The sequence below is a fragment of the Aquicoccus sp. SU-CL01552 genome (assembly GCF_040365005.1).
In the GTDB taxonomy this organism is placed as follows: domain Bacteria; phylum Pseudomonadota; class Alphaproteobacteria; order Rhodobacterales; family Rhodobacteraceae; genus Antarcticimicrobium.
On sequence record NZ_BAABWV010000013.1, the window covers coordinates 140865 to 164751 of the forward strand.

A 23887-nucleotide genomic window follows, 5' to 3' on the forward strand; every position below is an offset into this window, starting at 1 on the left:
CCCGCCATGCTTGACGCCCCCACGAACCTGAAATCCCTGCTCAAGGATCCCAGCCTGCTGGCGACCCAAGCCTATGTTGACGGCCAATGGGTGGCGGGCGAGAACGGCACCTTCGCGGTGACCAACCCGGCGCGCGGCGACGTGATCGCCGAGGTGGCCGACCTGAGCCGGGCGCAGGTGGCCAAGGCCATCGACAGCGCCTATGCGGCGCAGAAGGAGTGGGCCAGCTGGACCGGCAAGGAGCGCGCGGCAGTGCTGCGCAAGTGGTTCGACCTGATGATCGAGAACGCTGATGATCTGGCCACCATCCTGACCGCCGAACAGGGCAAGCCCCATGCCGAGGCCAAGGGCGAGATCGTCTATGGCGCCTCCTTCGTCGAGTTCTTTGGCGAGGAAGCCAAGCGGATCTATGGCGAGACCATCCCCGGCCACCAGCGCGACAAGCGGATCACGGTGATGAAGCAGCCGATCGGGGTGGCCGCCTCGATCACGCCGTGGAACTTTCCCAACGCGATGATCACCCGCAAGGCGGCGCCGGCGCTGGCGGCGGGCTGTGCCTTTGTCGCGCGACCGGCGGCGGAGACGCCGCTCTCGGCGCTGGTGCTGGGGGTGCTGGCCGAGCGCGCCGGGCTGCCGGCGGGGGTGTTCAACGTGCTGTCCTCGTCGCGCGCCAGCGAGATCGGCAAGGAGTTCTGCGAGAACGAGAAGGTGCGCAAGCTGACCTTTACCGGCTCGACCGAGGTCGGGCGCATCCTGCTGCGGCAGGCCGCCGACCAAGTGATGAAATGCTCGATGGAGCTGGGCGGCAACGCGCCCTTCATCGTGTTCGACGACGCCGACCTGGATGCCGCCGTCGAGGGCGCGATGATGTGCAAGTTCCGCAACAACGGGCAGACCTGCGTCTGTGCCAACCGGATCTATGTGCAGGCCGGGGTCTATGACGCCTTTGCCGAGAAACTGAAGGCGGCGGTGGAAAAGCTGACGGTCGGAGATGGTCTGGACGAGGGCGTGACCACCGGACCGCTGATCAACCCGGAGGCCATCGACAAGGTGCTGGAGCATCTGGGCGACGTCACCGAGAAGGGCGGCACGGTGCTGACCGGCGGACACCGGTCGAACCTGGGCGCGAATTTCTTCGAGCCGACTGTGGTGACCGGGGTGACCCAGGCGATGAAGGTCGCCAAGGAAGAGACCTTCGGCCCGCTCGCGCCGCTGTTCAAGTTCGAGGACGTGGACGAGGTGATCGAGATGGCCAATGACACCATCTTCGGCCTTGCCGCCTATTTCTACGCCAAGGACCTGAGCCGTGTCTACAAGGTGGCCGAGGCGCTGGAATACGGTATCGTCGGCGTCAACACCGGCATCATCTCGACCGAGGTGGCACCGTTCGGCGGGGTCAAGCAATCGGGGCTGGGCCGCGAGGGCAGCCACCACGGCATCGAGGAATTCCTCGAGATGAAATACGTCTGCATGGCGGTCTAATCCGACAGCTCGATCATGCGCTGGACGAGGGTGCCCGCCACCGTTGTCCAGCGCGCAATCTGCCCGGGCGCGAGACTGTCCGAGAGGCAGATCTCCAGTGCCTCGGCCAAGGCGAGGCCGGCGATCCGGAACTCATCCGCGCTGACCGCGTGGCGGCGGTGCACCGTGGCCATGTCGCGGGCGATCTGCTCCAGCGTGTCGGGGTCATCGGCGGATTGGGCGATCCGGACGATCATGGTGGCAAAGACGGCCTTTTGCTTGCCGAACCCGCCCATGAAATGGGCGCGGGTTTCCGGTGCCAGCCGGAACATCGCCAAGTAGAACCTGTCGGCGATCCGCGCCTTGTTCTGATAGACCAACGGCAAGGTCCCGCGCAGATCGTTTCCCGGCATGGTGCCTCCGCCTCTGCCGCCCCCGGAGACAGCAAGACAGAAACACGATAACAAATCGTAAAGGCCGCAGGGATTTCCGCCGCGCGAGGTCGGATACGAGAAAGCCCCCGCTTGGCGGGGGCGGCGGGAACACGGGTGCGCCGGGCCGGAGCCCGGCGCGGTTCCGGTCAGCGGGTCAGTTCACCGGCGTGGTTTCGGCCTCGCCCTCCAGCACCTCGGCGGTGGTGGGCTTGGTCGAGGCGATCGCGATCCGGCGCGGTTTCAGCGCCTCGGGCACCTCGCGCTTGAGGTCGATATGCAGCATGCCGTTTTCATGGCTGGCCCCGGTGACGCGCACATGATCAGCCAGCGTAAAGCGGCGCTCGAACGCGCGGGTGGCTATGCCGCGGTGCAGATAGGTGCGGTCGCCCTCGCCCTCGATCCGGCGCGCCGACACCACGAGTTGATGGTCCTTCACCTCGACCGACAGGTCGGAATCGGAGAAGCCGGCCACCGCGATGGAGATGCGATAGGCATCCTCGGCAGTCTTTTCGATGTTGTAGGGGGGATAGCTGGACTGGCCCACGTCATTGGCCAGAACCCGGTCCATCAGGTCGGCGATCTGGTCAAACCCGACGGTGGCGCGGTGCAGCGGTGCAAAATCAAACGTACGCATATGTGTTCATCCTCTTGTTTCGAGCGATTCACGTGATGCCCTCCGGTCTGGACGGGCAATTCGGCCCCGGACCCCATGACGGCGATCCGGATAAGGAAAATGTGGGAAACGGGAGGGCGGGTTTCAAGCCCCGCGCCGCACGGTTCAGCCGCCGGGGCGGATGAACTTGGCGCCGGTGTCGCGCCGGGCGCCGCCGACGACGACGCGGCGGGTTCCCGGGGCCGGCGGCAGCCCGTAGCCGCGCCCGGCCTTCATGATCGCGCGCAAGAGCGCCAGGGGCTCGCCAAGCTCGGTGCCCAGCGCGACCCGGTCACCGCGCACCTCGGCCTTGGCCGAGACCACCGAGACGATACGCGGTGCGGCGCCCTCGAAGGAAAAGATCGGCGCCCCGGATGAGCCGAAATCGACATCGCAGGACATCACCAGGATACCCTGCTGACGGGCCATGACGCCACAGACCTCTTGCAGCGACGGCGCCTCTGAGCGGTCGCGGGCATAGGAGACGACGCCGACCTCGTCGCCGGTGGCAGGCCGCGTGGCGGTGTCGAAGGGGATGACGGTGGTGTTGCGGATCGGGTGCTGAAGCTGCAACAGCGCCAGATCGCGGCGGACCCGGTCGGGCGAGACATCGCTGTCAAAGACATAGTCAGGATGCACCACGGCGCGGCGCACCTGGCGATAGGCCGAGGCCCGGCCGTTGCGCCAACCGGCCAGAAACTCGACCCGCGTGGGGTCGATCCGCATCTTGGTGGTCTTGTCATAAAGGCAATGGGCGGCGGTCAGGACCAGGTCGGGGGCGATCAGCGTGCCGGTGCAGAACCCGATCCCGCCGATGTCGAGCCGCCCGACCGCCTGCCAGGCGCGGCCCGCGTCCAGGCTGTCGAGGCGTTGGAGGCGCGTGTCACCGGCCTGGGCCAGCGCCGGCAGAACCGCCATCACCAATGCCGCAAACCAGTGTCGCACGCGCCCCTCCTTCGGATACCCCATCCCCGGTCGATCCCGGTCGATCCCTGAAACCTAGCCGGGGCTTGGGGCGAAATTGGGGCGCAGGGCGGGCAATTACCCGCGCAGATCGGGCAAATTCGCGTCGCGCCCCGAGAGCGCCGGCGGCTGCGGCCCGCCGGTGGCCCAGTCGAGCAGTTCCACCGTATGCACCACCGGCACGCCGGTGCCCGAGCCGATCTGCATCATGCAGCCGATGTTGCCGGCGGCGATGATGTCGGGGCTTTTTGCCTCGAGCGTGCGGATCTTGCGGGTCTTGAGCTGGGCCGAGATCTCGGGCTGCATCAGGTTGTAGGTGCCCGCCGAGCCGCAGCACAGGTGGCTGTCGACCGGTTCCACCACGGTGAACCCGGCCCGTTTCAGCAGGGTCTTGGGGTGGGTCTTGATCTGTTGACCATGCTGCAGCGAACAGGCGGCGTGATAGGCCACGGTCAGATCCCGGTCGCCGCCCTCGGGCAGGTCGAGCTTCATCAACAGCTCGCTGACATCCATCGCCAGCCCGGCCACCCGCGCGGCATCTCCGGCCAGCGGATCATTGGCGAACATATGCCCGTAATCCTTGACCGTGGTGCCACAGCCCGAGGTGTTGATGACGATGGCATCCAGCCCCTCGCCCTCGATTTCGGCGGTCCAGGCACGGATGTTGCGGGCGGCGCTCGCATGGCTGTCGTCGGATTTGCCCATGTGGTGGGTCAGCGCACCGCAACAGCCGGCGCCCTTGGCCACCACCACCTCGCAGCCCAGCCGCCGCAACAGGCGGATGGTGGCGTCGTTGATGTCGGTGTTCAGCGCCTTTTGTGCGCAGCCGGTCATCAGTGCCACGCGCATCTTCTTCTCGGCCCTGGGCGCAAAGCTTTGCGGCGTGTCGTTGCGGCTGACCGGCGGGATGGTTTTCGGCGCCATGTCGAGCATGGCGCGCAGCCGGGCATCGGGGATCAGCCCGCGAAAGGGCTTTGCCAGTTTCGCGCCCAGCAGCGCCAGCCGGAACCGCCCCGGATGGGGCAGGATGCGCGCCAGCAGCCAACGCAGGGCGCGGTCGTGCCAGGGCCGGGTATAGTGTACCTCGATATAGGCGCGGGCATGATCGACAAGGTGCATGTAATGCACACCCGAGGGGCAGGTCGTCATGCAGGCCAGGCAGGACAGGCAGCGATCCACGTGCTTGACGGTCTTGTCGTCGGGCACCCGCGCGTTTTCCAGCATGTCCTTGATCAGGTAGATGCGGCCGCGCGGGCTGTCCAGCTCGTCGCCCAGCACCTGGTAGGTGGGGCAGGTCGCGGTGCAGAACCCGCAATGCACGCAGGCGCGCAGGATCTCGTTGGCGCGCGCGGTGCCGGGATCTTTCAGTTGCGCTTCGGTGAATTCCGTCTTCATCAGCCCATCAGCCCCGGATTGAAGATGCCCCTTGGATCGAATTTCGCGCGCAGCCCGGCCTCGATCGCCGCCAGCGGCGCCAGCTGCGGCTGAAACATGCCCAGCCGCGACCGGGTGTCCGGCGCGGCGCGCATCAGGGTGGCGTGGCCATCGTAATCGCCCGCTCGCGCACGCAGATCGGTGCCCTCGGGCACCCGCGCCCAGATCAGCCCGCCGCCCCAGTCGAACAGCAGCGCCTCGGCCTCCAGCCGCGCCGCAAGCGCGGGCGCCTGCGACGGCTTGCACGACAGCCGCCAGACATCCCCGGGCGCACCGTGGAACGGGGCGACATCGCGAATCGCCGCCCAGAGCGCGGCAGAGGCCTCCACCTCGACCACTTCCCCCGCGCCGAGCAGTTTGGTCAGCTCCCCCGCGCGATAGGCGACCGAGGTGGCGAACCCCTCGATCCGCAGCAAGGCCGCGCCCTGCACCGGATCATAGGCCGCGCCGGTGACCTCGTAGGGTGAGCCCAGCGCTTTGGACAAAAGGCGCACCGCCGCCCCGGCATCCGCAACCGCGATGCGCAGGGTCGCCTCGGTCTCGGGGCGCGGCAGCACCTTGAAGGACACCTCCGACAGCACCCCCAGGGTGCCCCAGCTTCCGGCCATCAGTTTCACCAGGTCGTATCCGGTGACGTTCTTCATCACCCGGCCACCGTTCTTGATCGCCCGGCCCAAGCCGTCGATGTAACGCACGCCGAGCAGGAAGTCGCGCGCCGCCCCGGACTGCACCCGGCGCGGGCCGGCGGTATTGGCGGCAAAGACCCCGCCGATGGTCGGCTCTCCCCCGGTGGCCAACAGCCCGCGCGCATCCATCGGCTCGAAGGCGAGGCGCTGGTTCTCGGCGGCCAGCGCCGCCTCGACCTCGGCCAGCGGCGTGCCGGCCTGCGCCACCATGGTCAGCGCGCCGGGCTCGTAAAGGGAAATGCCGCGCAGCCCGGCCAGGCTCAGCGGGGTGCCCGCCTGCCCGGTCAGCCTCGTGCCGCCGCCACGGATCGCCAGCGGCCCGTCGGCCTGCCGAACGGCCTCGCCCAGCTCGGCCTCGCTTGTTGGTGTCATCATCTTCTTCTCTGCAAAAATACTCTGGGGGTCCGGGGGCAAGGCCCCCGTCACGCCGCCGCCATCGGCCGGGCGCGCCGGGTCTCGGTCAGCGCCAGCGGGAACACCTTGGCCGGGTTCAGCAGCCAGTCGGGATCGAACACGTCCTTGACCGCCAGCTGCGCCTCGAGGTCGCCGGCGTCGTACTGGTGCAGCATCAGGTCGCGTTTCTCGACCCCCACCCCGTGCTCGCCGGTCAGGCAACCGCCGGCCTCGACGCAGAGCTTGAGGATCTCGGCCCCCAGCGCCTCGCAGGTTTCCAGGTCGCCGGGCTTGTTGGCATCGAACAGGATCAGCGGGTGCATGTTGCCATCGCCGGCGTGGAACACGTTGGCCACGTCCAGCCCGAAGTCCTTGGACAGTTCGTCGATGCGGCGCAGCACATGGGGCAACGAGGACACCGGGATGGTGCCATCGAGGCACATGTAGTCGTTGATCTGGCCCATGGCGCCAAAGGCGGACTTGCGGCCCAGCCAGATGCGGCCGGCCTCGTCCTCGTCGGCGGCCTCGCGCAGTTCCACCGGGTCGTGGCGCGCGGCGATCTGCTTGATCAACCCGAGTTGGTGGTCGATCTCGTCATCCGAGCCCTCGACCTCGACGATCAGCAGCGCCTCGCAATCGGGATAACCGGCGTGGGCAAAGGCCTCGGTCGCGCGGATGCAGGGGCGGTCCATGAATTCGATCGCCACCGGCAGCACGCCGGCCTTGATGATGTCGGACACACAGGCGCCGGCCACCTCGGAATCGTCGAACCCCATCAGCACCGGCCGCGCGCCCTCGGGCTTGCGCAGGATGCGCAGCGTCGCCTCGGTCACCACGCCCAACTGCCCCTCGGAGCCGCAGATCAGCCCGAGCAGGTCCAGCCCGCCGGACTCGAGATGCGCGCCGCCGATCTCGACCACGGTGCCGTCCATCTGCACCAGCGTCACGCCCATCAGGTTGTTGGTGGTCACCCCGTATTTCAGGCAATGGGCGCCGCCGGAATTCATCGCGATGTTGCCGGCGATGGCACAGGCAAGCTGGCTGGAGGGATCGGGGGCATAGAAGAACCCCTCTTCCTCGACCGCGCCGGTGACCGAGAGGTTGGTGCGCCCGGTCTGCACCCGGATGATGCGGTTGTCGTAATCGGTCTCGAGCACGTCATTCATCCGCGCCACGCCCAGGATCACGCTGTCGGCGGTGGGCAGCGCCCCCCCGGCGAGCGAGGTACCCGAGCCGCGCGGCACCACCGGGACCCCCTCTTCATGGCAGATCCGCAGTACCTCGGAGACCTCTTGCGTCGAGCTCGGCAGCACCGCCAGCATCGGCGCGCATTTGTAGGCGGTCAGCGCGTCGCATTCATAGGCGCGGGTTTCGGCCGGATCGTGGATCAGCGCCTCGGGCGGCAGCACCTGCGACAGGCGCGTGACCAGCCGCGACTTGCGCGCCAGCACGGTGGCGTCAGGCTGTGGCATCTGCATCGGGGATCCTCCTTTTGGTAATTTAATATTACCAATTTGACCTACTGACAAGGCGAATAGATCGAGCCTAGGGTGAGCGCATGAGCTGGATTGACCGATTGTACCTGTTCTCGCCGCTGGATTACACCGGGCTGGTGCTGCTGCTTATGGGCTGGGTCAGTATTGGCTGGTGTGTCGAGAACCCGCCGCAGCGACGCCCCTCGGTCGCGCGGATCATGAACGACTATCGCCGCGACTGGATGCGGCACATGGTGACACGTCAGCCGCGCATTTTCGATTCCAGCCTGATCGGCAACCTGCGGCAGAGCACGGCGTTTTTCGCCTCGGCGACGATGATCGCGCTCGGCGGCGGCCTTGCGCTGATCCGCAATCCAGACCCGGTGGCGAATCTCGCCAGCGACCTGGCACTGGGCGCGCAGCCCCATGTGGTCTGGGAGATCAAACTGCTGGTGGTGCTGCTGTTCCTGACCAGCGCCTTTCTGAAATTCGTCTGGGCCAACCGGCTGTTCGGCTATTGCTCGGTGGTGATGGGGGCGGTGCCCAACGAGATCGAGGACCCACAGGCGCTGGTGCGCGCGGCGCAGGCGGCCGAGCTGAACATCACCGCTGCGCGCAGTTTCAACCGCGGGCTCAGGACGACCTATTTCGGGCTGGCCTCGGCGGCCTGGCTGCTGGGCGCCGGGGCGCTGATGGCGGCGGTGCTGCTGACGCTGACGATGATCTACCGGCGCGAGTTCGGCTCCTCCTCGCGCGAGGTCCTGCTGAAGGCGCCGCCGGACACGCGGACGTGAGTTTTGCCCGGCCGGTTTGGCGGATAGGCTGACCTCATGAGACCGATGATTTTTTCCGCGCTGGCGCTCTGCGCCCTGACCGCCCTGCCCCTGTACGCCGAGCCGCCGGTGATCGAGGCCGTCCACGCCCAGCGCGACGGCGCGACCTGGCGATTCGATGTCACCCTGTCGCACCCCGACACCGGCTGGGACCATTACGCCGACGGGTGGCGGGTGCTCGACATGGCAGGCAATGAATTGGGTCTGCGGGTGCTGGCGCATCCGCATGTGACCGAACAGCCCTTTACCCGGTCGCTCTCGGGCGTGGCGATTCCGGAGGGGACCACGCAGGTGCAGGTGCAGGCGCGCTGCCTCGTGGACGGATGGAACGCGGGGACCACGGTGATCTCGCTGCCCTGATCCGAGGCCCTCAGGCCCGGCAAATCAGGCCCGGTGATAGGGCGAGCCGGCCAGGATGGTGGCGGCGCGGTAGAGCTGTTCGCTCAGCATCACGCGGGCCAGCATGTGCGGCCAGACCATCTTGCCGAAGGACAGGCTGGCATCCGCCGCCGCGCGCAGCTCCGGGTCGATGCCGTCGGCGCCGCCGATCACGAAGGCCAGGTCCCCCCGCCCCTGGTCGCGCCAATCGGCCAGCCGGCCTGCGAAATCGGGAGAGGAGAAAAGCTTGCCGCGTTCGTCCAGCGTGCAGATCACCGCACCGTCGGGAACGGCCCGGCGCAGCAACGCGCCCTCGGCGGCCATGCCCGCGTTCTTGCGGTCGTCCACCTCGATCACCTCGGCCGGGCCGAGGCCCAGCGCGCGACCGGTGCGGCCGAACCGTTTCAGGTAATCGTCGATCAAGGTTTTCTCGGGGCCGGCGCGCAAGCGACCGACCGCGCAGATCCGGATGCGCATTCAAGGTCCAGTTCCCGGCCCGCACGGGCGGGCCGATGCCGAATCAGGCGTTGGCGGCGCCTTGCGGCAGCCACATCTTCTCGAGCTGGTAGAACTCGCGCACTTCGGGTCGGAACAGGTGCACGACCACGTCACCGGTGTCGATCAGCACCCAGTCGCCGGTATCCTTGCCCTCGACCTTTGCGACGAGCCCGAACTCCTGCTTGAGGCGGTCGACCAGTTTCTCGGCCATCGCCGAGACCTGCCGCGAGGAGCGGCCCGAGGCGATCACCATGTAATCGCCAATGGCGGTACGGCCGCGCAGATCAACCTGCACGACCTCTTCGGCCTTGTCGGAGTCCAGAGAGGTAAGAATGCGCGCCAGCAGCTCTTCGCTGCTCGGCAGAGCCTGGGCCGCCATCATACCGGCCCGGTCATCAGCGGGCATGGCCGCTTCTGCGTGGGTTGACAGGACATAGTCCTCCTTCATGAGCGCCGGCATCACCCCCGGCGCGGGGCAGGATCAATTTAGCAAGCCGGAGATGAAATTTCAATGAAACGCGAACCGCGGGCGCGGGGGTGTGGCAACGGGCGCGGCAAATCGCCATGTCAGCCCCCCTCGGCGCTGTCGGTACCGGCGCGTGCGGGGTCATTGAGGTGGCGCACTTCGCGCTGCGGGAAGGGGATGGAAATGCCGTTTTCCTCGAAGGCGTCCCAAAGCGCGAGGAACACGTTGCCCTTGATGTTGGTCAGCCCGTCGGAGGGATCGGTGATCCAGAACCGCAGGATGTAGTCAATGCTGCTGTCGCCGAACCCGGTGACGTGACAGACCGGCGGGTTCGGGCTGCTGAGGACGCGGCTGACCTTTTTCGCCGCCGTCACCGCCACCGCGCGGACCTTGTGCGGGTTGTCGCCGTAAGAGGCGCCGAAATGGATATCGAGGCGGACGAACTTGTTGGTATAGGACCAGTTGACCACCTGACTGGTGATCAGATCCTCGTTCGGGATCAGGTACTCCTTGCCGTCACGGGTGACCACCGAGACATAGCGCGCGCCCAGCGAATCGATCCAGCCGAAGGTATCGCCAAGGCTGATCACGTCGCCCGGCTTGATCGAGCGGTCGAGCAGGATGATGATGCCAGAGACCAGGTTCGACACCACCTTTTGCAGCCCGAAACCGATGCCGACGCCGACCGCCCCCGAGAGCAGCGCCAGCCCGGTCAGGTCGAAACCCAGCGCGCGAATGCCGGTGATCACGACAAAGCTGTAGACCGCGACCTGCACCGCCTTGACCGCCAGCACCCGCATCGAGGGGGACATGTCCTCGTTGCCCTGCAGGCCACGGGTGGCGGACTGGGTCAGCAGCCGCGCCAGGATCAGCAGCGCCACGATCATCAGCAGCGCCTTGAGCACGGTCAGCAGCGACAGGCTGAGGCTGCCGACGCCCAGCACGAGGGAATCGAGAAAGGCCAGCGTGTTGTCCAGCACCTCCAGCGCATAGAGCGTGGCATAGATCCAGGCGCCCCAGGTCAGCAGCCGGCGCAGCGTGCGGTTCTGCACGAAGCGCGACAGCATCGCGATGACCAGCCAGGCGGTGGCCAGGGTGGCCGCGATTCCGATCAGGTAGCTGCGCGAGGGCCAGGTCACCTGCTTCATCACCAGGTAGACCACCCAGGCCCCGGCGGCGAAATAGAACAGCCCCAGCCGGTGACGGATCTGCACCATCATCCGCAGCCGCCATTTCGGCCAGCCGTCACGGTCGCGGGTCCAGTCCTGCACCCAGGCCGAGGTCAGCAGGCGCAAGAGCCAGGCCAGCGCGATCAGCCCCAGGACGATCAGGACCTGGTTCTGCCGCCATCCCGGCGTCAGGAACATCTGCACCAGATCGCGCCCCTCGTTCAGCAGAGCCACGAGGTGCTCGGCAAGCCCCGGGGGCGGCGGGTTTTCTTCCATGCGGTGCCCTCCCTGACCTCAGGTTGGAACGGATCCGCCAGCCTGACAAGCGATGGCTGCGCGGCGCCCGCCGGTTTCCCACCTTGATCGAAACCGGTTGCGGCTGTATCTGGAACGGCATGACACCGGAATCTGCCCCCTGTTTCGACCTTCAGGACCACGCGCGGCTGCGCGAACGGTTCTTCGGGGCTGACCGCACCGTTCTGGCCCGGCTATAATCCGGCCCCGCCAGCCCACGCTCGCCATTTCCATGCAAGAACGGGAGAGGACAGATGTCCCCCAAGACCCTCTATGACAAAATCTGGGATGCCCACCTGGTCGACACGACCGAGGACGGCACCAGCCTTCTTTATATCGACCGCCACCTCGTGCACGAGGTGACCAGCCCGCAGGCCTTCGAGGGGCTGCGCATGACCGGGCGCGAAGTGCACGCGCCGGACAAGACCATCGCGGTGCCCGACCACAACGTTCCGACCACGCCCGACCGCGAGAAGGGCATCGAGAACGAAGAAAGCCGCATCCAGGTCGAGGCGCTGGACAAGAACGCGCGCGAGTTCGGCGTCAACTACTACCCGGTGGACGACATCCGCCAGGGCATCGTGCACATCGTCGGCCCGGAACAGGGCTGGACCCTGCCCGGCATGACGGTGGTCTGCGGTGACAGCCACACCGCCACCCACGGCGCCTTCGGCGCGCTGGCGCATGGCATCGGCACCTCCGAGGTGGAGCACGTGCTGGCCACCCAGACCCTGATCCAGACCAAGTCGAAGAACATGAAGGTCGAGATCACCGGCGAGTTGCACCCGGGCGTCACCGCCAAGGACATCACCCTGAGCGTGATCGGCAAGACCGGCACCGCCGGCGGCACCGGCCACGTGATCGAGTATTGCGGCGAGGCAATCCGCAAGCTGAGCATGGAAGGGCGGATGACCGTCTGCAACATGGCGATCGAGGGCGGCGCGCGCGCCGGTCTGATCGCGCCGGACGAGACCACCTTCGAGTACATCAAGGGCCGCCCCCATGCGCCCAAGGGCGCCCAGTGGGAAACCGCGCTGACCTGGTGGAAGACGCTCTATTCCGATGACGACGCCCATTGGGACAAGGTCGTGACGCTGGACGCGGACGAGATTGCCCCGGTCGTCACCTGGGGCACCAGCCCCGAGGACGTGCTGCCGATCACCGGCACCGTGCCGAACCCCGAGGATTTCGAGGGCGGCAAGGTCGAGGCGGTCAAGCGCGCGCTGGACTACATGGGGCTGACCCCGGGCCAGAAGCTGACCGATATCGAGATCGACACCGTCTTCATCGGGTCCTGCACCAACGGCCGGATCGAGGATCTGCGTGCCGTCGCCGAAATCGTGAAGGGCAAGAAGATCAAGGAGGGCATCCGCGCCATGATCGTGCCCGGCTCGGGTCTCGTGCGGGCGCAGGCCGAGGAAGAGGGGCTGGCCGAGATCTTCAAGGACGCCGGTTTCGAATGGCGCCTTGCGGGCTGCTCCATGTGCCTGGCGATGAACCCCGACCAGCTGTCCCCCGGCGAACGCTGCGCGGCGACCTCGAACCGCAACTTCGAGGGTCGTCAGGGCCGCGGCGGGCGCACCCACCTGCTGAGCCCGGCGATGGCCGCCGCCGCCGCGCTGACCGGCCGGCTGACCGATGTGCGCGAGCTGATGGCCGACACGGAAACGGCCTGACGCGATGCGGACCGCTGCGCCCGATCATGCGCGCAAGGCGCCCGGATCAGGTCGCCGCGTCGGAGAACATCCGCGTGGCGGCCTCGAAACTGCGCGCGCGCTCGGCGACCGGGAAGCCATGGGTGGATTGAACCGCCATGGCGCAGTTTTTGGGCGTCATGCGGGCGACCTGGGCCTTGAAATCAAAGGGCGCGCCCTCGGTTTCGGGCCAGAAGGAGTTGCAGTAGGAGTCCGTCTCGGCGGCCAGCCCCCGGTTCCCTGCGACCAGGTCGGCATAGATCCCGTAGATGAAATACTCCGAGATCGTCCCGTGCCGCAAAAGCACCTCGTGGTAGGGGCGGCCGTGCGCCGCCTCGATCCGCGCGACCATTGCACGCGTGGTTTCACCGCTCCAGAGAACGCAGTTCTCGATGTAGTGGGTGGCGAAATCCGCCGGAACGGTAATGCCGAGACAATCGGCCGCCGCCTCGATCCAGGCGCGGTGCGCGGGTATCGGCTGCTGGCCCGGCACGTGAAAAAAGCGGACCCGACCCTGGGAGTCGACGGCATCGCGGGCCGACAGGCGGCGCACAAAGAACACGTCGCTGTCCACGTGCATGACCGCGCGCGCGGGACTGCGCCGGGCGAACTCGATCTTCAGGATCTGCTGGATCATCCAGCCGCGCACGAGGGACAATCGGGGCGTCAGGTAGAGCGGGCGCCGCAAGGCACCGCTCAGGACCGACAGCGCGGACAGACGGCGCGGCAGCGCGAAAAGCCGCATCGGCAGCACGCTCTCCTGCGCGACGATCCGGCGCCGGTCGGAGGCGTATTTTTCGAACGCGGCGCAATCGCCCGCCGGCACGATGACGGTATGGCGAATGTCCGGGTCGACGTGGCGGTCGACCGATCGCGCCAGAACGTCGAAGATCTCGATGTCGCGCGCCATCGAGCAGGTCAGCAGGTCAAGCCCGTCGGCGGGCGTGTCGTTGGGCATCCAGGATCCCTTTCATTGTATCCGGCCGCACCTTTGGAAATGGCCGGGCACAAATCAACCCATCATCACAAGGATTGCCGCGCCATTCCGCGCGGCTGAGTTTCGAGGACATCCCATGGACAAATTCACCAAGATCACCGGCGTTGCCGCCCCCCTGCCCCTGATCAACGTCGATACCGACATGATCATCCCCAAGCAGTTCCTGAAGACCATCAAGCGGTCGGGGCTGGGGGTGAACCTGTTTGACGAGATGCGCTATCAGGACGACGGCAGCGAGAACCCCGATTTCGTGCTGAACAAGCCGGCCTATCGCAAGGCCGAGGTCCTGGTCGCGGGCGACAATTTCGGCTGTGGCTCGTCGCGCGAACACGCGCCCTGGGCGATCAAGGATTTCGGCATCCGCTGCGTCATCGCGCCCAGCTTTGCCGACATCTTCTTCAACAACTGCTTCAAGAACGGCATCCTGCCGATTGCCCTGCCGCAAGAGCAGGTCGACGTGTTGATGAAGGACGCGGAAAAGGGCGAGAACGCCCGCATGACCGTGGACCTCGAGGCGCAGACGGTGACCACCTCGGACGGCGAAGTGTTCCATTTCGAGGTCGACGCGTTCAAGAAACACTGCCTGCTGGAAGGGCTGGACGACATCGCGCTGACACTGGAAAAGGCGCCGGCGATCGAGAGCTTCGAGGCCAAGGCGGCGGTGGAACGCCCCTGGGTCTGAGCCCGACGGGGATCAATCACAAGCCGGCTAACGGATCTGTGCGAGGTGGTGTAGGCAAAGAGCAACGACTTCGCACAGAAAGGATCAGATCAATGAGCGACTGGCTGAAATGGGTTTTGCTTGGGATCCTGTCGATTGTTCTGGGCGGGCTTGCCTTGGGCAATGTCGCGCTGGCTTCGATGGCGATCGCGACGATGACCGGTGCCATGCTTTTGCTCGCAGGTATTTTCCAGCTTGCCGCCGGGCTTACCGTCAGCGGCGCGGGGTCAAGGGTCTTTGCCCTGCTGCTGGGTCTGGTTCTGGCGTTTCTCGGCTGGTCCTTTCTGGCCAATCCGCTCGAAGGCATGATCTCTCTGACCATGCTGATCGCGGTCCTGCTCGCCCTCGGCGGCATCACACGGATTGTCTTTTCTCTCCAGATGCGAGGCACCGGCCTCTTCGGGCCGATGTTGCTGTCGGGCCTCGTCCCGCTGCTGTTCGCGATCTTCATCTGGATGAATTTCGACATGGCGACGATGACGTTGCTGGGCGTGCTTCTGGGCATCGAGCTTGTTTTCAACGGTATCGGCCTGCTGATGATCGGGGTCTTCGTGAAGCGTCTTTCGTGACGCGCCCGGCCCCGCGCCCCCGATCGGGTCAAGGCCCGGACCTCGCGGCGCAGACGGTGGCCACCTCGGACGGCGAGGCGTTCCATTTCGACGTCGGTGCGTTCGGGAAACACTGCCTGCTGGAGGGGCGCGCTGACGCAGGAAAAGGCGCCGGCGATCGAGAGCTTCGAGGCGAAGGCGGCGGTGGAACGCCCCGGACTCCAGGCCCGGACCCCTCCCCCATGGCCCCTGTGGGGCCGCGCGCTACAGACACAAGATATGGTGTCCGCCCCGCCTTTGGGGCGGATTTTCCGGGCGTGTTGATGCAAACGCGCACCAGTTTGTCCATGATTTTGCCGCAAATTCAGTATTTTGTGAGAGGGCAGCTTGAGCCCGTGGCTGAAAGTCGGCACAAATGTGACCTAAATGAGGCAAACCGTCCTTAAGGGCGGGATCAAGTTGGAACAAAGGCGCGGCATCGTATCGCCCTGTCCAGGTTGAAGGGATCGAACAGTGTTTGCACGCTTCGCTGGCGCGGCATTCCGGGCAGTCCTGGTGGCTGTGGTTTTGGCAATTCCGTCACTTTTGCTGACTGCATCGGTGGCGGGCGGACCCGAGATCGTGACTCTTCTGGCCCTCGTGGCCGGGTTGCTGACCTTTGCCGAATACAACTCCAACTATCCCAGCATCGTCGAGTTCCGGGACGCCCCCCCGCTGAACCGAATGCGCTTTGCCGCCCTGACGGCGATGGTTCTGTCGCTGACGCTGATCGCCAAGCACGCTGTTGACCCGACCAACCTGACCGCCCTGTTCGCGGGGCTGGGCCGGATGATCGGCGAGATGACCGATTTCCCCTATTCGCCGGTGCGGCTGGCGGTTCTGATGCTGCCCGCCTCGGCGGCGCCCGAGTTGCTGGACGCCGTGCGGATCGCCGCCGGCGTGACCTATGTGATCGCGCTGGCCGCCGTGGTCACCTTTGTCTTTGCCGTGCGCGTGCTGGGCTGGCCGGTCGGAAACGGATCGTTCAACGTCTGGATCAACCTGCCGCTGTTCGACCCGACGGCCGGCGGAGACGTGGTGCACCGGCTGCAACGTGACGGGCAGATCAACGTGGTGATCGGGGTGCTTTTGCCCTTTGCGATCCCGGCGCTGGTCAAGCTGGGGGCGGACCTGGTCCGGCCCGGCGTGTTGAGCGACCCGCAGACCCTGATCTGGGCGATGACCGCTTGGGCCTTTCTGCCGGCCAGCATGGTGATGCGCGGGGTGGCGATGCTGCGGATCGCCGCGCTGATCGAGGAAAAGCGGCGCCGGTCCTATGCCGACGCCGAGGCCGACGCCGAGGCCGTTCAGACCGCATGATCCGGGCCTGCGCCCTTCTCGGTCTCATCCTTTCAGTCCTGTCCTGCCTGGCCGCGCCATTGCGCGCCGAGCCGCTGCGGGTTGCGAGCTTCAATACCGAATTGCAGCGGCAGGGGCCGGGCCTGCTGTTGCGCGATATCGAGCGGGGCGAGGATGCGCAGGTGGCTGCCGTAATCGCGGTGATCGCGCGCACCGGGGCCGACATCCTGGCGCTGCAAGGCATCGACTGGGATCACGAGGGGCGTGCACTGACGGCCCTGGCCGACCGACTGGATGCGGCCGGCGCAACATACCCCTATCGGCTGGCCCTGCGGCCCAACAGCGGGCTGGCCTCGGGGCTGGACCTGGACGGTGACGGAGCGCAGGGCGGATCGGGCGATGCGCAGGGCTATGGCGCCTTCACCGGGCAAGGCGGGATCGCCGTGCTGTCGCGCTTTCCGATCCTGCGGGACGGGGTGCGGGATTTCAGCGACCTGCCCTGGCGCGACCTACCGGGGGCGCTGTTGCCGCAATACCCGGACGGATCGCCGTTCCCCTCGCCCGAGGCGCTGGCGGCGCAGCGACTGTCCTCCACCGGGCATTGGATCGTACCGATCGACGCGCCCGGCGGGGTGGTGACGCTGCTGACCTTCCAGGCCGGGCCACCGGTGTTCGACGGGGCCGAGGACCGCAACGGGAGGCGCAATCACGATGAAATCGCCTTTTGGCGCCACTTTCTCGACGGGGTGTTTGGCCCCCCGCCACAGGCGCGGTTCGTGATCGCGGGCGGTGCCAACCTCGATCCCGACGACGGGGCCGGGCGGCACGCGGCGATCCGCGCGCTGCTCACCGATCCCCGCCTGACGGACCCGCGCCCGGCCAGTGAAGGCGGGGCGCGGGCCGGGGATCAAACCCACGCCGGACCCGACCGGCTTGATACCGTGGATTGGGACGGGCCGGGACGGCTGCGGGTGGATTACGTGCTGCCCAGCTCAGACTGGACGGTCGAGGGCGCCGGCGTGGTCTGGCCCGGTCCCGGAGAACCCGGACGCGAGGCCGCGCTGCGCGCCAGCCGGCACCGGCTGGTCTGGGTGGATCTTGGGCGGTAGCCCGGCCAGCATCACCTCGCGCAAATCGCTGGCCTTGAACCCCGGCAGCAGGCGGTCGAACTTTTCGCCCGACAGGCGATGCGGCATGTCCCAGAGATAGCGCATCTCGCGCAGTTCCCGCGCCAGTTCCCAGACCGGCGACGCGAGGCGCATCGCCCACCATGGAAACCGCGACAGGCGCAGCGGGCGGTCCAACTCGGCCGCGAGCCGGGCGCGGAGTTCGTTGATGGTAAAGCAGTGGCCGGGGAACGGCACGTCCTCGAACCGGCCCAGCTGGTCGCGCATTTCGACCAGCGACACCACGGCACGGGCCCAGTCGGGCAGATAGGCATAGGGCTGCATCGCATCGGGGTCGCCCATGGTGGTGATGCGACCGCGCTTGATCGCCGAGAGGATCAGCATGCTCATCACGTCGCCGTTGCGCTCGGGGTCGATGAAGTTGCCGGCCCGCAGGATCAGCGTCTGCACGCCGCTGTCGCGATAGGCGCGCTCCATCTCGACCCGGATGCTGCCCTTGCGCGAACAGGGGGTCTGCGGCGTGTCTTGGTCGATTTCGTCCGAAACATGCCCGAAATTGTACACATTGCCGGGGATCACCACCATCGCGCCCGAGGCCCGGGCGGCGGCGATCACCTGTGTGGTGATCTGCGGAATGATCCCGGCCCAGTCGTGGTAGTTGGGCGGGTTCATCCCGTTGACGATCACGTCACAGCCCTTTGCCGCCTCGATCATGTCGTCGCGGGCGCGGTCGAACTCGCGGACCCGCCAGCCAGCATTCCAGAAGGCGGCGGCGGAATGGCGCCCGATCTTGCCGGTGGCACCGAGAAGAAGAACAGTCTTGGTCATGGGATCGCTCCGTTGCTTGTGCGTCTGACAGGAGAATGAGCGGAACACCTGCGTTTTGAAATTGCCAAAATGTGACGATGTGATATTCATTAATGAATGACGGATGCGCTGGACTGGACCCTGTTGCAGAGCTTCTCCGCCGTGGCGGAGACCGGATCGCTGTCGGCGGCGGCGCGAAAGCTGGGCCAGAGCCAGCCGACGCTGGGCCGCCATATCCGCGCGCTGGAGGCGGCTCTGGGGATGGAGTTGTTTACCCGCGGACCAAGGGGGCTGATCCCGACCGAGGCGGCGCGGGACATGATCGGGCCGGCGGACCAGATGCGCGCGGCCGCCGCCCGGCTGCAACTGGTCGCCGAGGGACAGGAGGCCGGCCTTGCCGGGGTGGTGCGGGTGACCGCGTCAAGCGTGGTGTCGCATTTTGTCCTGCCGCCGATCATCGCCGCGTTGCGCCGCGCGCATTCGGAGATCCAGGTCGAGCTGGTGCCTTCGGACAGTTCCGAGAACCTGTTGTTCCGCGAGGCGGATATCGCCCTGCGGATGTACCGACCGACGCAGCTTGACCTCGTGGCCGCCCATGTGACCGACCTGGAGATGGGTCTTTATGCGGCGACCGGGTTCCTCGACCGGGTCGGGCGACCGCGGACGGTCGAGGAGGCCATGCGCCTCGATTTCGTCGGTTTCGACGCCGACGACACGATCATCCGCTTCATGCGCGGCGCCGGGCTGGAGGTCGGGCGCGGGTTCTTTGGCGTGCGATGCGACGATCAGGCCGCCTATTGGCACCTGATCCGGGCGGGATGCGGGATCGGCGGCATGCAGGCGATCATAGGTGAGGCCGAACCGGGGGTGGAGCGGGTCTTGCCCGGGCTGGATCTGCCGACCCTGCCGGTCTGGCTGACCGCCCCCACCGCCCTGCGCCACAACCCGCGCATCCGGCTGGTCTGGAACCGGCTGGCCGAGGCGCTGCGAGGCGCCTAATTCGCCGTGGGTGCCGCGCGGTAACGGATGCCCGTTTCGCCCACGAAACCAGCGTTTTCCTCGCGGATCCGGGCAGCGGCATCGTCGTAGAGAAACGGCAGAAAGGCGAACCGTCGCCCGCGTGTCACCTTGCTGACCTTGTGCAGCAGCGCGCAGGAGAACACCACGGCGCCGCCCGCCGGGGCCTTGAAGCTGCGCGGCCCATACTCAGGAAAGCACACCTCGCCCCCGTCGAAATCGTCGTTGAGGTTCACCGAGACGGCGAACCGGCGGTGGGCTGTGCCCTTGGTGGTATTGTCGCGATGGGCCGAGAAATGCCCGCCATCCTCTGCCGCGTAGCACGACACGATGTACCGCTCCATCCGGGTGGCGTGGAACTGGTGCACCTTGGCGATCTCGGGGATGATCCGACGCTGGAACCGGCCCTGCAGCGTCCCGATCAACTCCCGGTCTTCGATGACGTAATCCTTGCGCTGCTTGAAGTCCGCGTCCTTGATGCCGATGGTGCGCCCGTCCACCTCGCGCATGAAGCCGCTCTCCCGGCCGCCCTGGGCCTCGTAAAGACCGATCAGGTGACGGCAGAGCGCGGGTTCGAACACCCGGGGCAGGAACAGGATCGGCGCCATCAGTTCGACCCCGGCGAAGCGCGCCGGCGGCGGCAGATCGCCAAGCACGGACACCACCTCGGCGAGGTCTCCCTGGTCCTCGCGGAACGGGATGACGGCAATCACGCGCATCGTCGGGTCAATGACGACCCATTTGCGCGACAGCTCGGCGACACCCACGCCCGGCTCGGCGTCCGGCGCCGCGACACCGTAGAGCCGCGAGGCCAGCAGATCGAAATCCCAGAAATGGCGATAGCCGGGCATACGGTTGGCGACGCGGCCGCTGCTCTCGTCCTCGGGGTCGGTACTGACCCCGAAAAAGCAGGCGGTCTCGTCGTCGAAAAAGCCGGCTTGGCCATGGGCGGTGTCCAGCGCCGCACGGGCATGGGGGTCGGCGGCACTGCCGAAGAAACACAGGACGATGTAGCGGCCCGCCGCCGCATCAAGAACATATCGCGGGTTTGAAATATTGCGTTGAATAAAGTTCGGCGCGGGATCCCCGGGCAAAAGTGCCTTCGACGTTTGGGCAACAGAGTTCATCGTAAAACCTCCGAAACACAGTTAAAAAATCCTTAAATCCAGTATTGGCCGGAACGGCGCACCGGTCAAGCAAGGTGAAAATCGCCCGCAAACCGGCCGGGCCCAGCCCCAAGTCACCTCTCGCGGATCATGCCGCCAAGCCACAGGCAAGGCGGGATTTTCCGCCCCGCGCACCGCGCCAATATTGACGGTACCAGCACCCCGCGCTAGGCCCTGCGGGAACCAGATAAAGGAGTCCCCCCATGTCGAACCCTTCGCTTCTCATCCTGCCCGGCGACGGGATTGGCCCCGAAGTCATGGCCGAAGTGACCAAGATCATCGACTGGTACGGCGCCAAGGGAGGCCTTGCCTTTGACGTGACCGAGGATCTCGTGGGCGGTTGCGCCTATGACAAGCATGGCGTGCCGCTGGCCGACGCCACCATGGAAAAGGCGCAGGAGGTGGACGCGGTCCTGCTCGGCGCCGTCGGCGGGCCGAAGTACGACGACCTCGATTTCTCGGTGAAGCCCGAGCGCGGGCTGCTGCGCCTGCGCAAGGAAATGGACCTGTTCGCCAACCTGCGCCCGGCGCAATGCTTTGACGCGCTGGCCAATTTCAGTTCGCTGAAAACGGACGTGGTCGCCGGCCTCGACATCATGATCGTGCGCGAGCTGACCAGCGGCATCTATTTCGGCGAACCGCGCGGCATCTTCGAGGAAGGCAACGAGCGCGTCGGCATCAACACCCAGCGCTATACCGAGAGCCAGATCGACCGCGTCGCGCGCTCGGCCTTCGAACTGGCGCGCAAACGCGACAACAAGGTCACCTCGGTCGAAAAGGCCAATGTGATGGAATCGGGCATTCTCTGGCGCGAGGTGGTGCAAAAGATCCGTGACGAGGATTACCCCGATGTCGAGCTGAACCACATGTATGCCGACAACTGCGCCATGCAGTTGGTGCGCGCGCCCAAGCAGTTCGACGTCATCGTCACCGACAACCTGTTCGGCGATATCCTGTCGGATTGCGCGGCGATGCTGACCGGTTCCCTGGGCATGCTGCCGTCGGCCAGCCTTGGCGCGCCGATGGCCAATGGTCGCCCCAAGGCGATGTACGAGCCGGTGCACGGCTCGGCCCCCGACATCGCCGGTCAGGGCAAGGCAAACCCGATCGCCACCATCCTGAGCTTTGCGATGGCGCTGCGCTATTCCTTCGACCAGGGCGCCGAGGCCGACCGGCTGGAAGCGGCGGTGGAAAAGGTGCTGGCCGATGGCCTGCGCACCGCCGACCTGCTGGGCGAAGAGGGCGTGCAGCCGGTCTCGACCAGCCAGATGGGCGATGCCATCGTCGCGGCGCTGGACGCCAGCCTCTGACGGTTCATCCCTCGGGCGGGGCCTCTTGCTGGAGGCCCTGCCGCGCGCATCGGTCATAATGGCCGATGCGTTCGGCGTGATGCACCGCGCGCTGGAACCAGCGCATCGCATCGGTTCGGGCGAACACCTGCGACAGGGTGTAGAGCCCCGCATGTTCCCCCAGAAGCAGCCCGCGCCGGTGACGCGTGGTGCGATGCGCCGCCAGGGCCTGTAGCCGCGCCAGCCGCTCCGTTTCCAGATCGCGGGCGTCGGCGGCAGTGGCCCGCGCGAGGATCGCCCCCAACAGCTGCGCAGGACGGCGCAGGTCGGGATCCTCCGACAGGGTGGCAATCCGGTCGGTCTGATCGACCCGGTGCAGCAACCGGCGCAGGTGGTCGGCCTCGTGCAGCAGGGCGGAATAGACCTCTTCCTCGATCGGCAGATCGGCGGGCAGGCGGATATCGGCGAGGAACTGCTCCAGCTCATCGAGGGCCTTGCCCATCTCCGGCTTGAGCGCGGCAAGCGGCCGGTAGTCGGGCGTCTCCCGCAGCGCGGCCGAGAGCGCGGCGAACACCCGCCCGGCGATCAGCGTGGCGCCCCCCCGCGCCGCCATCAGCGCCGCCCGCGCATCGGTGAGCAATATCCGGTCGAGCCCCAGCGCCACCCCCTCATCGGCGCGCGCGGGCACCAGGCGGGCGATCAGCCCGGTGTACTGGCGGGTCACCGGCAGGAACAGCGCGGTTCCCGCCAGGTTGAACCCGGTGTGGAAGATCAGCAGCGCGGTCAGCGGATCGACCAGCTCGGCCAGGTGCTCCAGACCCGGCCCCAGCGCCAGCAGCAGCGGAAAGGCGATCGACGACGTGACGATGTTGAAACCGAGGTTCGCCACCGCCGCCTGCCGCATCACCCGGGCGCCGCCGACCGAGGCCAGCAGCGCGGTGAACGTGGTGCCGATGTTCAACCCCACCACCAGCGCCGCCGCCTGCATCAACCCGATGGCCCCGCCCTGGAGCATCACCAGCGCCAGCGCCACCATCGCCCCCGACGACTGGATGATCACCGTCATCACCAGCCCGGCAAGCGCCAGCGCCAGCATGCCCCAGAGCCCGCCCTGCGGCAGCGCCTCGGGGTTCAGCAGGCCGGTGGCGGTCTCCATCGCGGTCTGCATCAACTCCAGCCCGGTCAACAGCAGGCAAAGCCCGGCCAGCACCTGTCCCACCCGTGCCACCGCCCCGCGCCCCAACAGCACCGCCAGGCTGGCCGGCAGCAGCCCGACCATCGCCAGCGACCCCAGCTGCAGCTTGAGCCCGAGCAGGGACACCAGCCAGCCATTCGCCGTGGTGCCGATATTGGCCCCGAACAGGATCCCCATCGCCTGGGGCAGGGTCATCAATCCGGCCCCGACAAACCCCACGGTCATCACCGTGGTGGCGCTGGACGACTGGATCAGCGCGGTCGCCACCGCCCCGGTCAGCACCCCGCGCAACGGCGTGGTGGTGAACCGCGCGAGGATCCCGCGCAGGTTCGACCCGGCGATATCCTTCAGCGCACGGGTCATGGCATCCATCCCCATGAGGAACATGCCGACCCCGCCAATCAAGAGAAAAATATCGGTTGTCATGCGCCCTTCCCCGGATCGACAGGATGCCCCGCGCCTGCCCGACAGGCAAGCGGCGCGAGTCGCGATATTGTCCTTGCAAAACCTTCAGGAGGCGTATAATTCCGCCCGCACGGTCGGAGTGTAGCTCAGCCTGGTAGAGCACTGTCTTCGGGAGGCAGGGGCCGGAGGTTCGAATCCTCTCACTCCGACCATATAAACAAGGGCCCCGAGGGGCCCTTCGTCGTTTTCAGATCTACCGATATCTGGGGCGCGCCCCAGAAATGATTGATATCCAGGCTAAATCAACGCCTCTTTCGTCCCGGCGTGCTTCGTGAGGATGTCCTGGACATCACCCGGTTTGAATGCGACGTCCCACGCCCATCGCCCGAATCCTCCAACCGCATTGACCTGCCTCCCGCGAAATCCCTCACCGTGATGTAGAGTCTC

24 protein-coding genes and 1 tRNA gene are annotated in these 23887 nt (G+C 66.7%); 12 read left to right on the plus strand and 13 right to left on the minus strand.

Translation table 11 applies throughout. The features are described 5' to 3' along the window. The first annotated feature begins 6 nt into the window (after window positions 1–6). The gene (locus ABWV23_RS15385; protein ID WP_353349314.1) at window positions 7–1482 is read left to right on the plus strand and encodes an NAD-dependent succinate-semialdehyde dehydrogenase; all 1476 of its coding nucleotides are present in this window, start codon (window positions 7–9) and stop codon (window positions 1480–1482) included. Here the strand turns inward: ABWV23_RS15385 and ABWV23_RS15390 are convergent. From ABWV23_RS15390 to ABWV23_RS15415, 6 genes are all read right to left on the minus strand, one after another. Continuing rightward, window positions 1479–1874: a globin domain-containing protein gene (locus tag ABWV23_RS15390; RefSeq protein ID WP_353349316.1), complete on the minus strand. Its 396-nt coding sequence runs from the start codon at window positions 1872–1874 to the stop codon at window positions 1479–1481. The genes ABWV23_RS15385 and ABWV23_RS15390 overlap by 4 nt on opposite strands. Before the next feature lie 175 nt (window positions 1875–2049). Next, window positions 2050–2529 carry an Hsp20 family protein gene (locus ABWV23_RS15395; RefSeq protein ID WP_353349318.1) on the minus strand — a complete coding sequence of 160 codons (480 nt, stop codon included), beginning with the start codon at window positions 2527–2529 and terminating at the stop codon, window positions 2050–2052. Window positions 2530–2673: 144 nt separating this feature from the next. After that, complete coding sequence (locus ABWV23_RS15400; protein ID WP_502901660.1) at window positions 2674–3492, minus strand: trypsin-like serine peptidase; 819 nt, start codon at window positions 3490–3492, stop codon at window positions 2674–2676. A 96-nt stretch (window positions 3493–3588) separates the two neighbouring features. Next, entirely contained in the window at window positions 3589–4905 is a 1317-nt protein-coding gene (glcF, locus tag ABWV23_RS15405) for a glycolate oxidase subunit GlcF (protein ID WP_353349320.1), read from the minus strand. After that, window positions 4905–6002 carry an FAD-binding protein gene (locus tag ABWV23_RS15410; protein WP_353349322.1) on the minus strand — a complete coding sequence of 366 codons (1098 nt, stop codon included), beginning with the start codon at window positions 6000–6002 and terminating at the stop codon, window positions 4905–4907. Before ABWV23_RS15410 ends, glcF begins: the two co-directional genes overlap by 1 nt. A gap of 50 nt (window positions 6003–6052) precedes the next feature. Further along, entirely contained in the window at window positions 6053–7501 is a 1449-nt protein-coding gene (locus ABWV23_RS15415; RefSeq protein ID WP_353349324.1) for an FAD-linked oxidase C-terminal domain-containing protein, read from the minus strand. Between the two features lie 80 nt (window positions 7502–7581). On the opposite strand from ABWV23_RS15415, the gene ABWV23_RS15420 reads away from it, so the two are divergent. Beyond that, on the plus strand, window positions 7582–8292 hold the full coding sequence (locus ABWV23_RS15420) for a DUF599 domain-containing protein (protein ID WP_353349326.1): 711 nt from the start codon (window positions 7582–7584) through the stop codon (window positions 8290–8292). A 36-nt stretch (window positions 8293–8328) separates the two neighbouring features. Beyond that, complete coding sequence (locus ABWV23_RS15425) at window positions 8329–8691, plus strand: apurinic/apyrimidinic endonuclease family protein (RefSeq protein WP_353349328.1); 363 nt, start codon at window positions 8329–8331, stop codon at window positions 8689–8691. A gap of 24 nt (window positions 8692–8715) precedes the next feature. Here the strand turns inward: ABWV23_RS15425 and rlmH are convergent, their stop codons facing one another. The 3 genes from rlmH to ABWV23_RS15440 all read right to left on the minus strand — a co-directional run bounded on the left by rlmH (window position 8716) and on the right by ABWV23_RS15440 (window position 11118). Next, window positions 8716–9186 carry a 23S rRNA (pseudouridine(1915)-N(3))-methyltransferase RlmH gene (gene rlmH / locus ABWV23_RS15430; RefSeq protein ID WP_353349330.1) on the minus strand — a complete coding sequence of 157 codons (471 nt, stop codon included), beginning with the start codon at window positions 9184–9186 and terminating at the stop codon, window positions 8716–8718. A gap of 43 nt (window positions 9187–9229) precedes the next feature. Then, window positions 9230–9586: a ribosome silencing factor gene (rsfS, locus tag ABWV23_RS15435; protein ID WP_353349362.1), complete on the minus strand. Its 357-nt coding sequence runs from the start codon at window positions 9584–9586 to the stop codon at window positions 9230–9232. Window positions 9587–9774: 188 nt separating this feature from the next. Further along, window positions 9775–11118: a mechanosensitive ion channel family protein gene (locus ABWV23_RS15440; protein WP_353349332.1), complete on the minus strand. Its 1344-nt coding sequence runs from the start codon at window positions 11116–11118 to the stop codon at window positions 9775–9777. 119 nt (window positions 11119–11237) lie between these two features. Between ABWV23_RS15440 and ABWV23_RS15445 the strand changes: the two genes are divergently transcribed. Both ABWV23_RS15445 and leuC read left to right on the plus strand, forming a co-directional pair. Next, window positions 11238–11336 carry an isopropylmalate isomerase gene (locus ABWV23_RS15445; RefSeq protein ID WP_353349334.1) on the plus strand — a complete coding sequence of 33 codons (99 nt, stop codon included), beginning with the start codon at window positions 11238–11240 and terminating at the stop codon, window positions 11334–11336. A 54-nt stretch (window positions 11337–11390) separates the two neighbouring features. Next, the gene (gene leuC / locus ABWV23_RS15450; RefSeq protein WP_353349336.1) at window positions 11391–12812 is read left to right on the plus strand and encodes a 3-isopropylmalate dehydratase large subunit; all 1422 of its coding nucleotides are present in this window, start codon (window positions 11391–11393) and stop codon (window positions 12810–12812) included. Window positions 12813–12858: 46 nt separating this feature from the next. On the opposite strand, the gene ABWV23_RS15455 is transcribed toward leuC, so the two are convergent. After that, window positions 12859–13788: a DUF6492 family protein gene (locus ABWV23_RS15455; protein WP_353349338.1), complete on the minus strand. Its 930-nt coding sequence runs from the start codon at window positions 13786–13788 to the stop codon at window positions 12859–12861. Window positions 13789–13903: 115 nt separating this feature from the next. Between ABWV23_RS15455 and leuD the strand changes: the two genes are divergently transcribed. From leuD to ABWV23_RS15475, 4 genes are all read left to right on the plus strand, one after another. Then, window positions 13904–14509 (plus strand): 3-isopropylmalate dehydratase small subunit, encoded by a 606-nt coding sequence (gene leuD, locus ABWV23_RS15460; RefSeq protein ID WP_353349340.1) that lies wholly within the window; start codon window positions 13904–13906, stop codon window positions 14507–14509. A gap of 92 nt (window positions 14510–14601) precedes the next feature. Next, window positions 14602–15117: an HdeD family acid-resistance protein gene (locus tag ABWV23_RS15465; RefSeq protein WP_353349342.1), complete on the plus strand. Its 516-nt coding sequence runs from the start codon at window positions 14602–14604 to the stop codon at window positions 15115–15117. Window positions 15118–15609: 492 nt separating this feature from the next. After that, window positions 15610–16455 (plus strand): hypothetical protein, encoded by an 846-nt coding sequence (locus tag ABWV23_RS15470; protein ID WP_353349344.1) that lies wholly within the window; start codon window positions 15610–15612, stop codon window positions 16453–16455. Continuing rightward, window positions 16452–17543, plus strand: coding sequence for an endonuclease/exonuclease/phosphatase family protein (locus ABWV23_RS15475; protein ID WP_353349346.1), 1092 nt, complete (start codon window positions 16452–16454; stop codon window positions 17541–17543). Before ABWV23_RS15470 ends, ABWV23_RS15475 begins: the two co-directional genes overlap by 4 nt. On the opposite strand, the gene ABWV23_RS15480 is transcribed toward ABWV23_RS15475, so the two are convergent. After that, entirely contained in the window at window positions 17427–18389 is a 963-nt protein-coding gene (locus ABWV23_RS15480; RefSeq protein ID WP_353349348.1) for an NAD-dependent epimerase/dehydratase family protein, read from the minus strand. The two genes, ABWV23_RS15475 and ABWV23_RS15480, sit on opposite strands and share 117 nt — an antisense overlap. A gap of 96 nt (window positions 18390–18485) precedes the next feature. On the opposite strand from ABWV23_RS15480, the gene ABWV23_RS15485 reads away from it, so the two are divergent. Next, window positions 18486–19367, plus strand: coding sequence for a LysR family transcriptional regulator (locus ABWV23_RS15485; protein WP_353349350.1), 882 nt, complete (start codon window positions 18486–18488; stop codon window positions 19365–19367). On the opposite strand, the gene ABWV23_RS15490 is transcribed toward ABWV23_RS15485, so the two are convergent. Next, entirely contained in the window at window positions 19364–20512 is a 1149-nt protein-coding gene (locus tag ABWV23_RS15490; RefSeq protein WP_353349352.1) for a 2OG-Fe(II) oxygenase, read from the minus strand. The two genes, ABWV23_RS15485 and ABWV23_RS15490, sit on opposite strands and share 4 nt — an antisense overlap. A 242-nt stretch (window positions 20513–20754) precedes the next feature. Here ABWV23_RS15490 and leuB point away from each other — a divergent pair, with 242 nt between their 5' ends. After that, a complete protein-coding gene (gene leuB, locus ABWV23_RS15495) occupies window positions 20755–21861 on the plus strand; it encodes a 3-isopropylmalate dehydrogenase (RefSeq protein ID WP_353349354.1) in 1107 nt (368 codons plus the stop codon). A 4-nt stretch (window positions 21862–21865) separates the two neighbouring features. Here the strand turns inward: leuB and ABWV23_RS15500 are convergent, their stop codons facing one another. After that, complete coding sequence (locus ABWV23_RS15500) at window positions 21866–23461, minus strand: Na/Pi cotransporter family protein (RefSeq protein WP_353349356.1); 1596 nt, start codon at window positions 23459–23461, stop codon at window positions 21866–21868. A gap of 114 nt (window positions 23462–23575) precedes the next feature. On the opposite strand from ABWV23_RS15500, the gene ABWV23_RS15505 reads away from it, so the two are divergent. Beyond that, window positions 23576–23652, plus strand: a tRNA-Pro gene (locus ABWV23_RS15505). Window positions 23653–23887 lie beyond the last annotated feature (235 nt).

Excerpts from the sequence above, each read along its gene's own strand:
- ABWV23_RS15475 (WP_353349346.1), top strand. The coding sequence starts at position 16,452 with ATGATCCGGGCCTGCGCCCTTCTCGGTCTCATCCTTTCAGTCCTGTCC.
- ABWV23_RS15385 (WP_353349314.1), top strand. The coding sequence starts at position 7 with ATGCTTGACGCCCCCACGAACCTGAAATCCCTGCTCAAGGATCCCAGC.
- rsfS (WP_353349362.1), bottom strand. The coding sequence starts at position 9,586 with ATGGCGGCCCAGGCTCTGCCGAGCAGCGAAGAGCTGCTGGCGCGCATT.
- ABWV23_RS15440 (WP_353349332.1), bottom strand. The coding sequence starts at position 11,118 with ATGGAAGAAAACCCGCCGCCCCCGGGGCTTGCCGAGCACCTCGTGGCT.
- ABWV23_RS15480 (WP_353349348.1), bottom strand. The coding sequence starts at position 18,389 with ATGACCAAGACTGTTCTTCTTCTCGGTGCCACCGGCAAGATCGGGCGC.
- leuB (WP_353349354.1), top strand. The coding sequence starts at position 20,755 with ATGTCGAACCCTTCGCTTCTCATCCTGCCCGGCGACGGGATTGGCCCC.
- ABWV23_RS15445 (WP_353349334.1), top strand. The coding sequence starts at position 11,238 with ATGACACCGGAATCTGCCCCCTGTTTCGACCTTCAGGACCACGCGCGG.
- ABWV23_RS15395 (WP_353349318.1), bottom strand. The coding sequence starts at position 2,529 with ATGCGTACGTTTGATTTTGCACCGCTGCACCGCGCCACCGTCGGGTTT.
- ABWV23_RS15420 (WP_353349326.1), top strand. The coding sequence starts at position 7,582 with ATGAGCTGGATTGACCGATTGTACCTGTTCTCGCCGCTGGATTACACC.
- glcF (WP_353349320.1), bottom strand. The coding sequence starts at position 4,905 with ATGAAGACGGAATTCACCGAAGCGCAACTGAAAGATCCCGGCACCGCG.
- ABWV23_RS15485 (WP_353349350.1), top strand. The coding sequence starts at position 18,486 with ATGACGGATGCGCTGGACTGGACCCTGTTGCAGAGCTTCTCCGCCGTG.
- rlmH (WP_353349330.1), bottom strand. The coding sequence starts at position 9,186 with ATGCGCATCCGGATCTGCGCGGTCGGTCGCTTGCGCGCCGGCCCCGAG.
- ABWV23_RS15425 (WP_353349328.1), top strand. The coding sequence starts at position 8,329 with ATGAGACCGATGATTTTTTCCGCGCTGGCGCTCTGCGCCCTGACCGCC.
- ABWV23_RS15490 (WP_353349352.1), bottom strand. The coding sequence starts at position 20,512 with ATGAACTCTGTTGCCCAAACGTCGAAGGCACTTTTGCCCGGGGATCCC.
- ABWV23_RS15465 (WP_353349342.1), top strand. The coding sequence starts at position 14,602 with ATGAGCGACTGGCTGAAATGGGTTTTGCTTGGGATCCTGTCGATTGTT.
- ABWV23_RS15415 (WP_353349324.1), bottom strand. The coding sequence starts at position 7,501 with ATGCAGATGCCACAGCCTGACGCCACCGTGCTGGCGCGCAAGTCGCGG.
- ABWV23_RS15500 (WP_353349356.1), bottom strand. The coding sequence starts at position 23,461 with ATGACAACCGATATTTTTCTCTTGATTGGCGGGGTCGGCATGTTCCTC.
- ABWV23_RS15390 (WP_353349316.1), bottom strand. The coding sequence starts at position 1,874 with ATGCCGGGAAACGATCTGCGCGGGACCTTGCCGTTGGTCTATCAGAAC.
- leuD (WP_353349340.1), top strand. The coding sequence starts at position 13,904 with ATGGACAAATTCACCAAGATCACCGGCGTTGCCGCCCCCCTGCCCCTG.
- ABWV23_RS15455 (WP_353349338.1), bottom strand. The coding sequence starts at position 13,788 with ATGCCCAACGACACGCCCGCCGACGGGCTTGACCTGCTGACCTGCTCG.
- ABWV23_RS15410 (WP_353349322.1), bottom strand. The coding sequence starts at position 6,002 with ATGACACCAACAAGCGAGGCCGAGCTGGGCGAGGCCGTTCGGCAGGCC.
- leuC (WP_353349336.1), top strand. The coding sequence starts at position 11,391 with ATGTCCCCCAAGACCCTCTATGACAAAATCTGGGATGCCCACCTGGTC.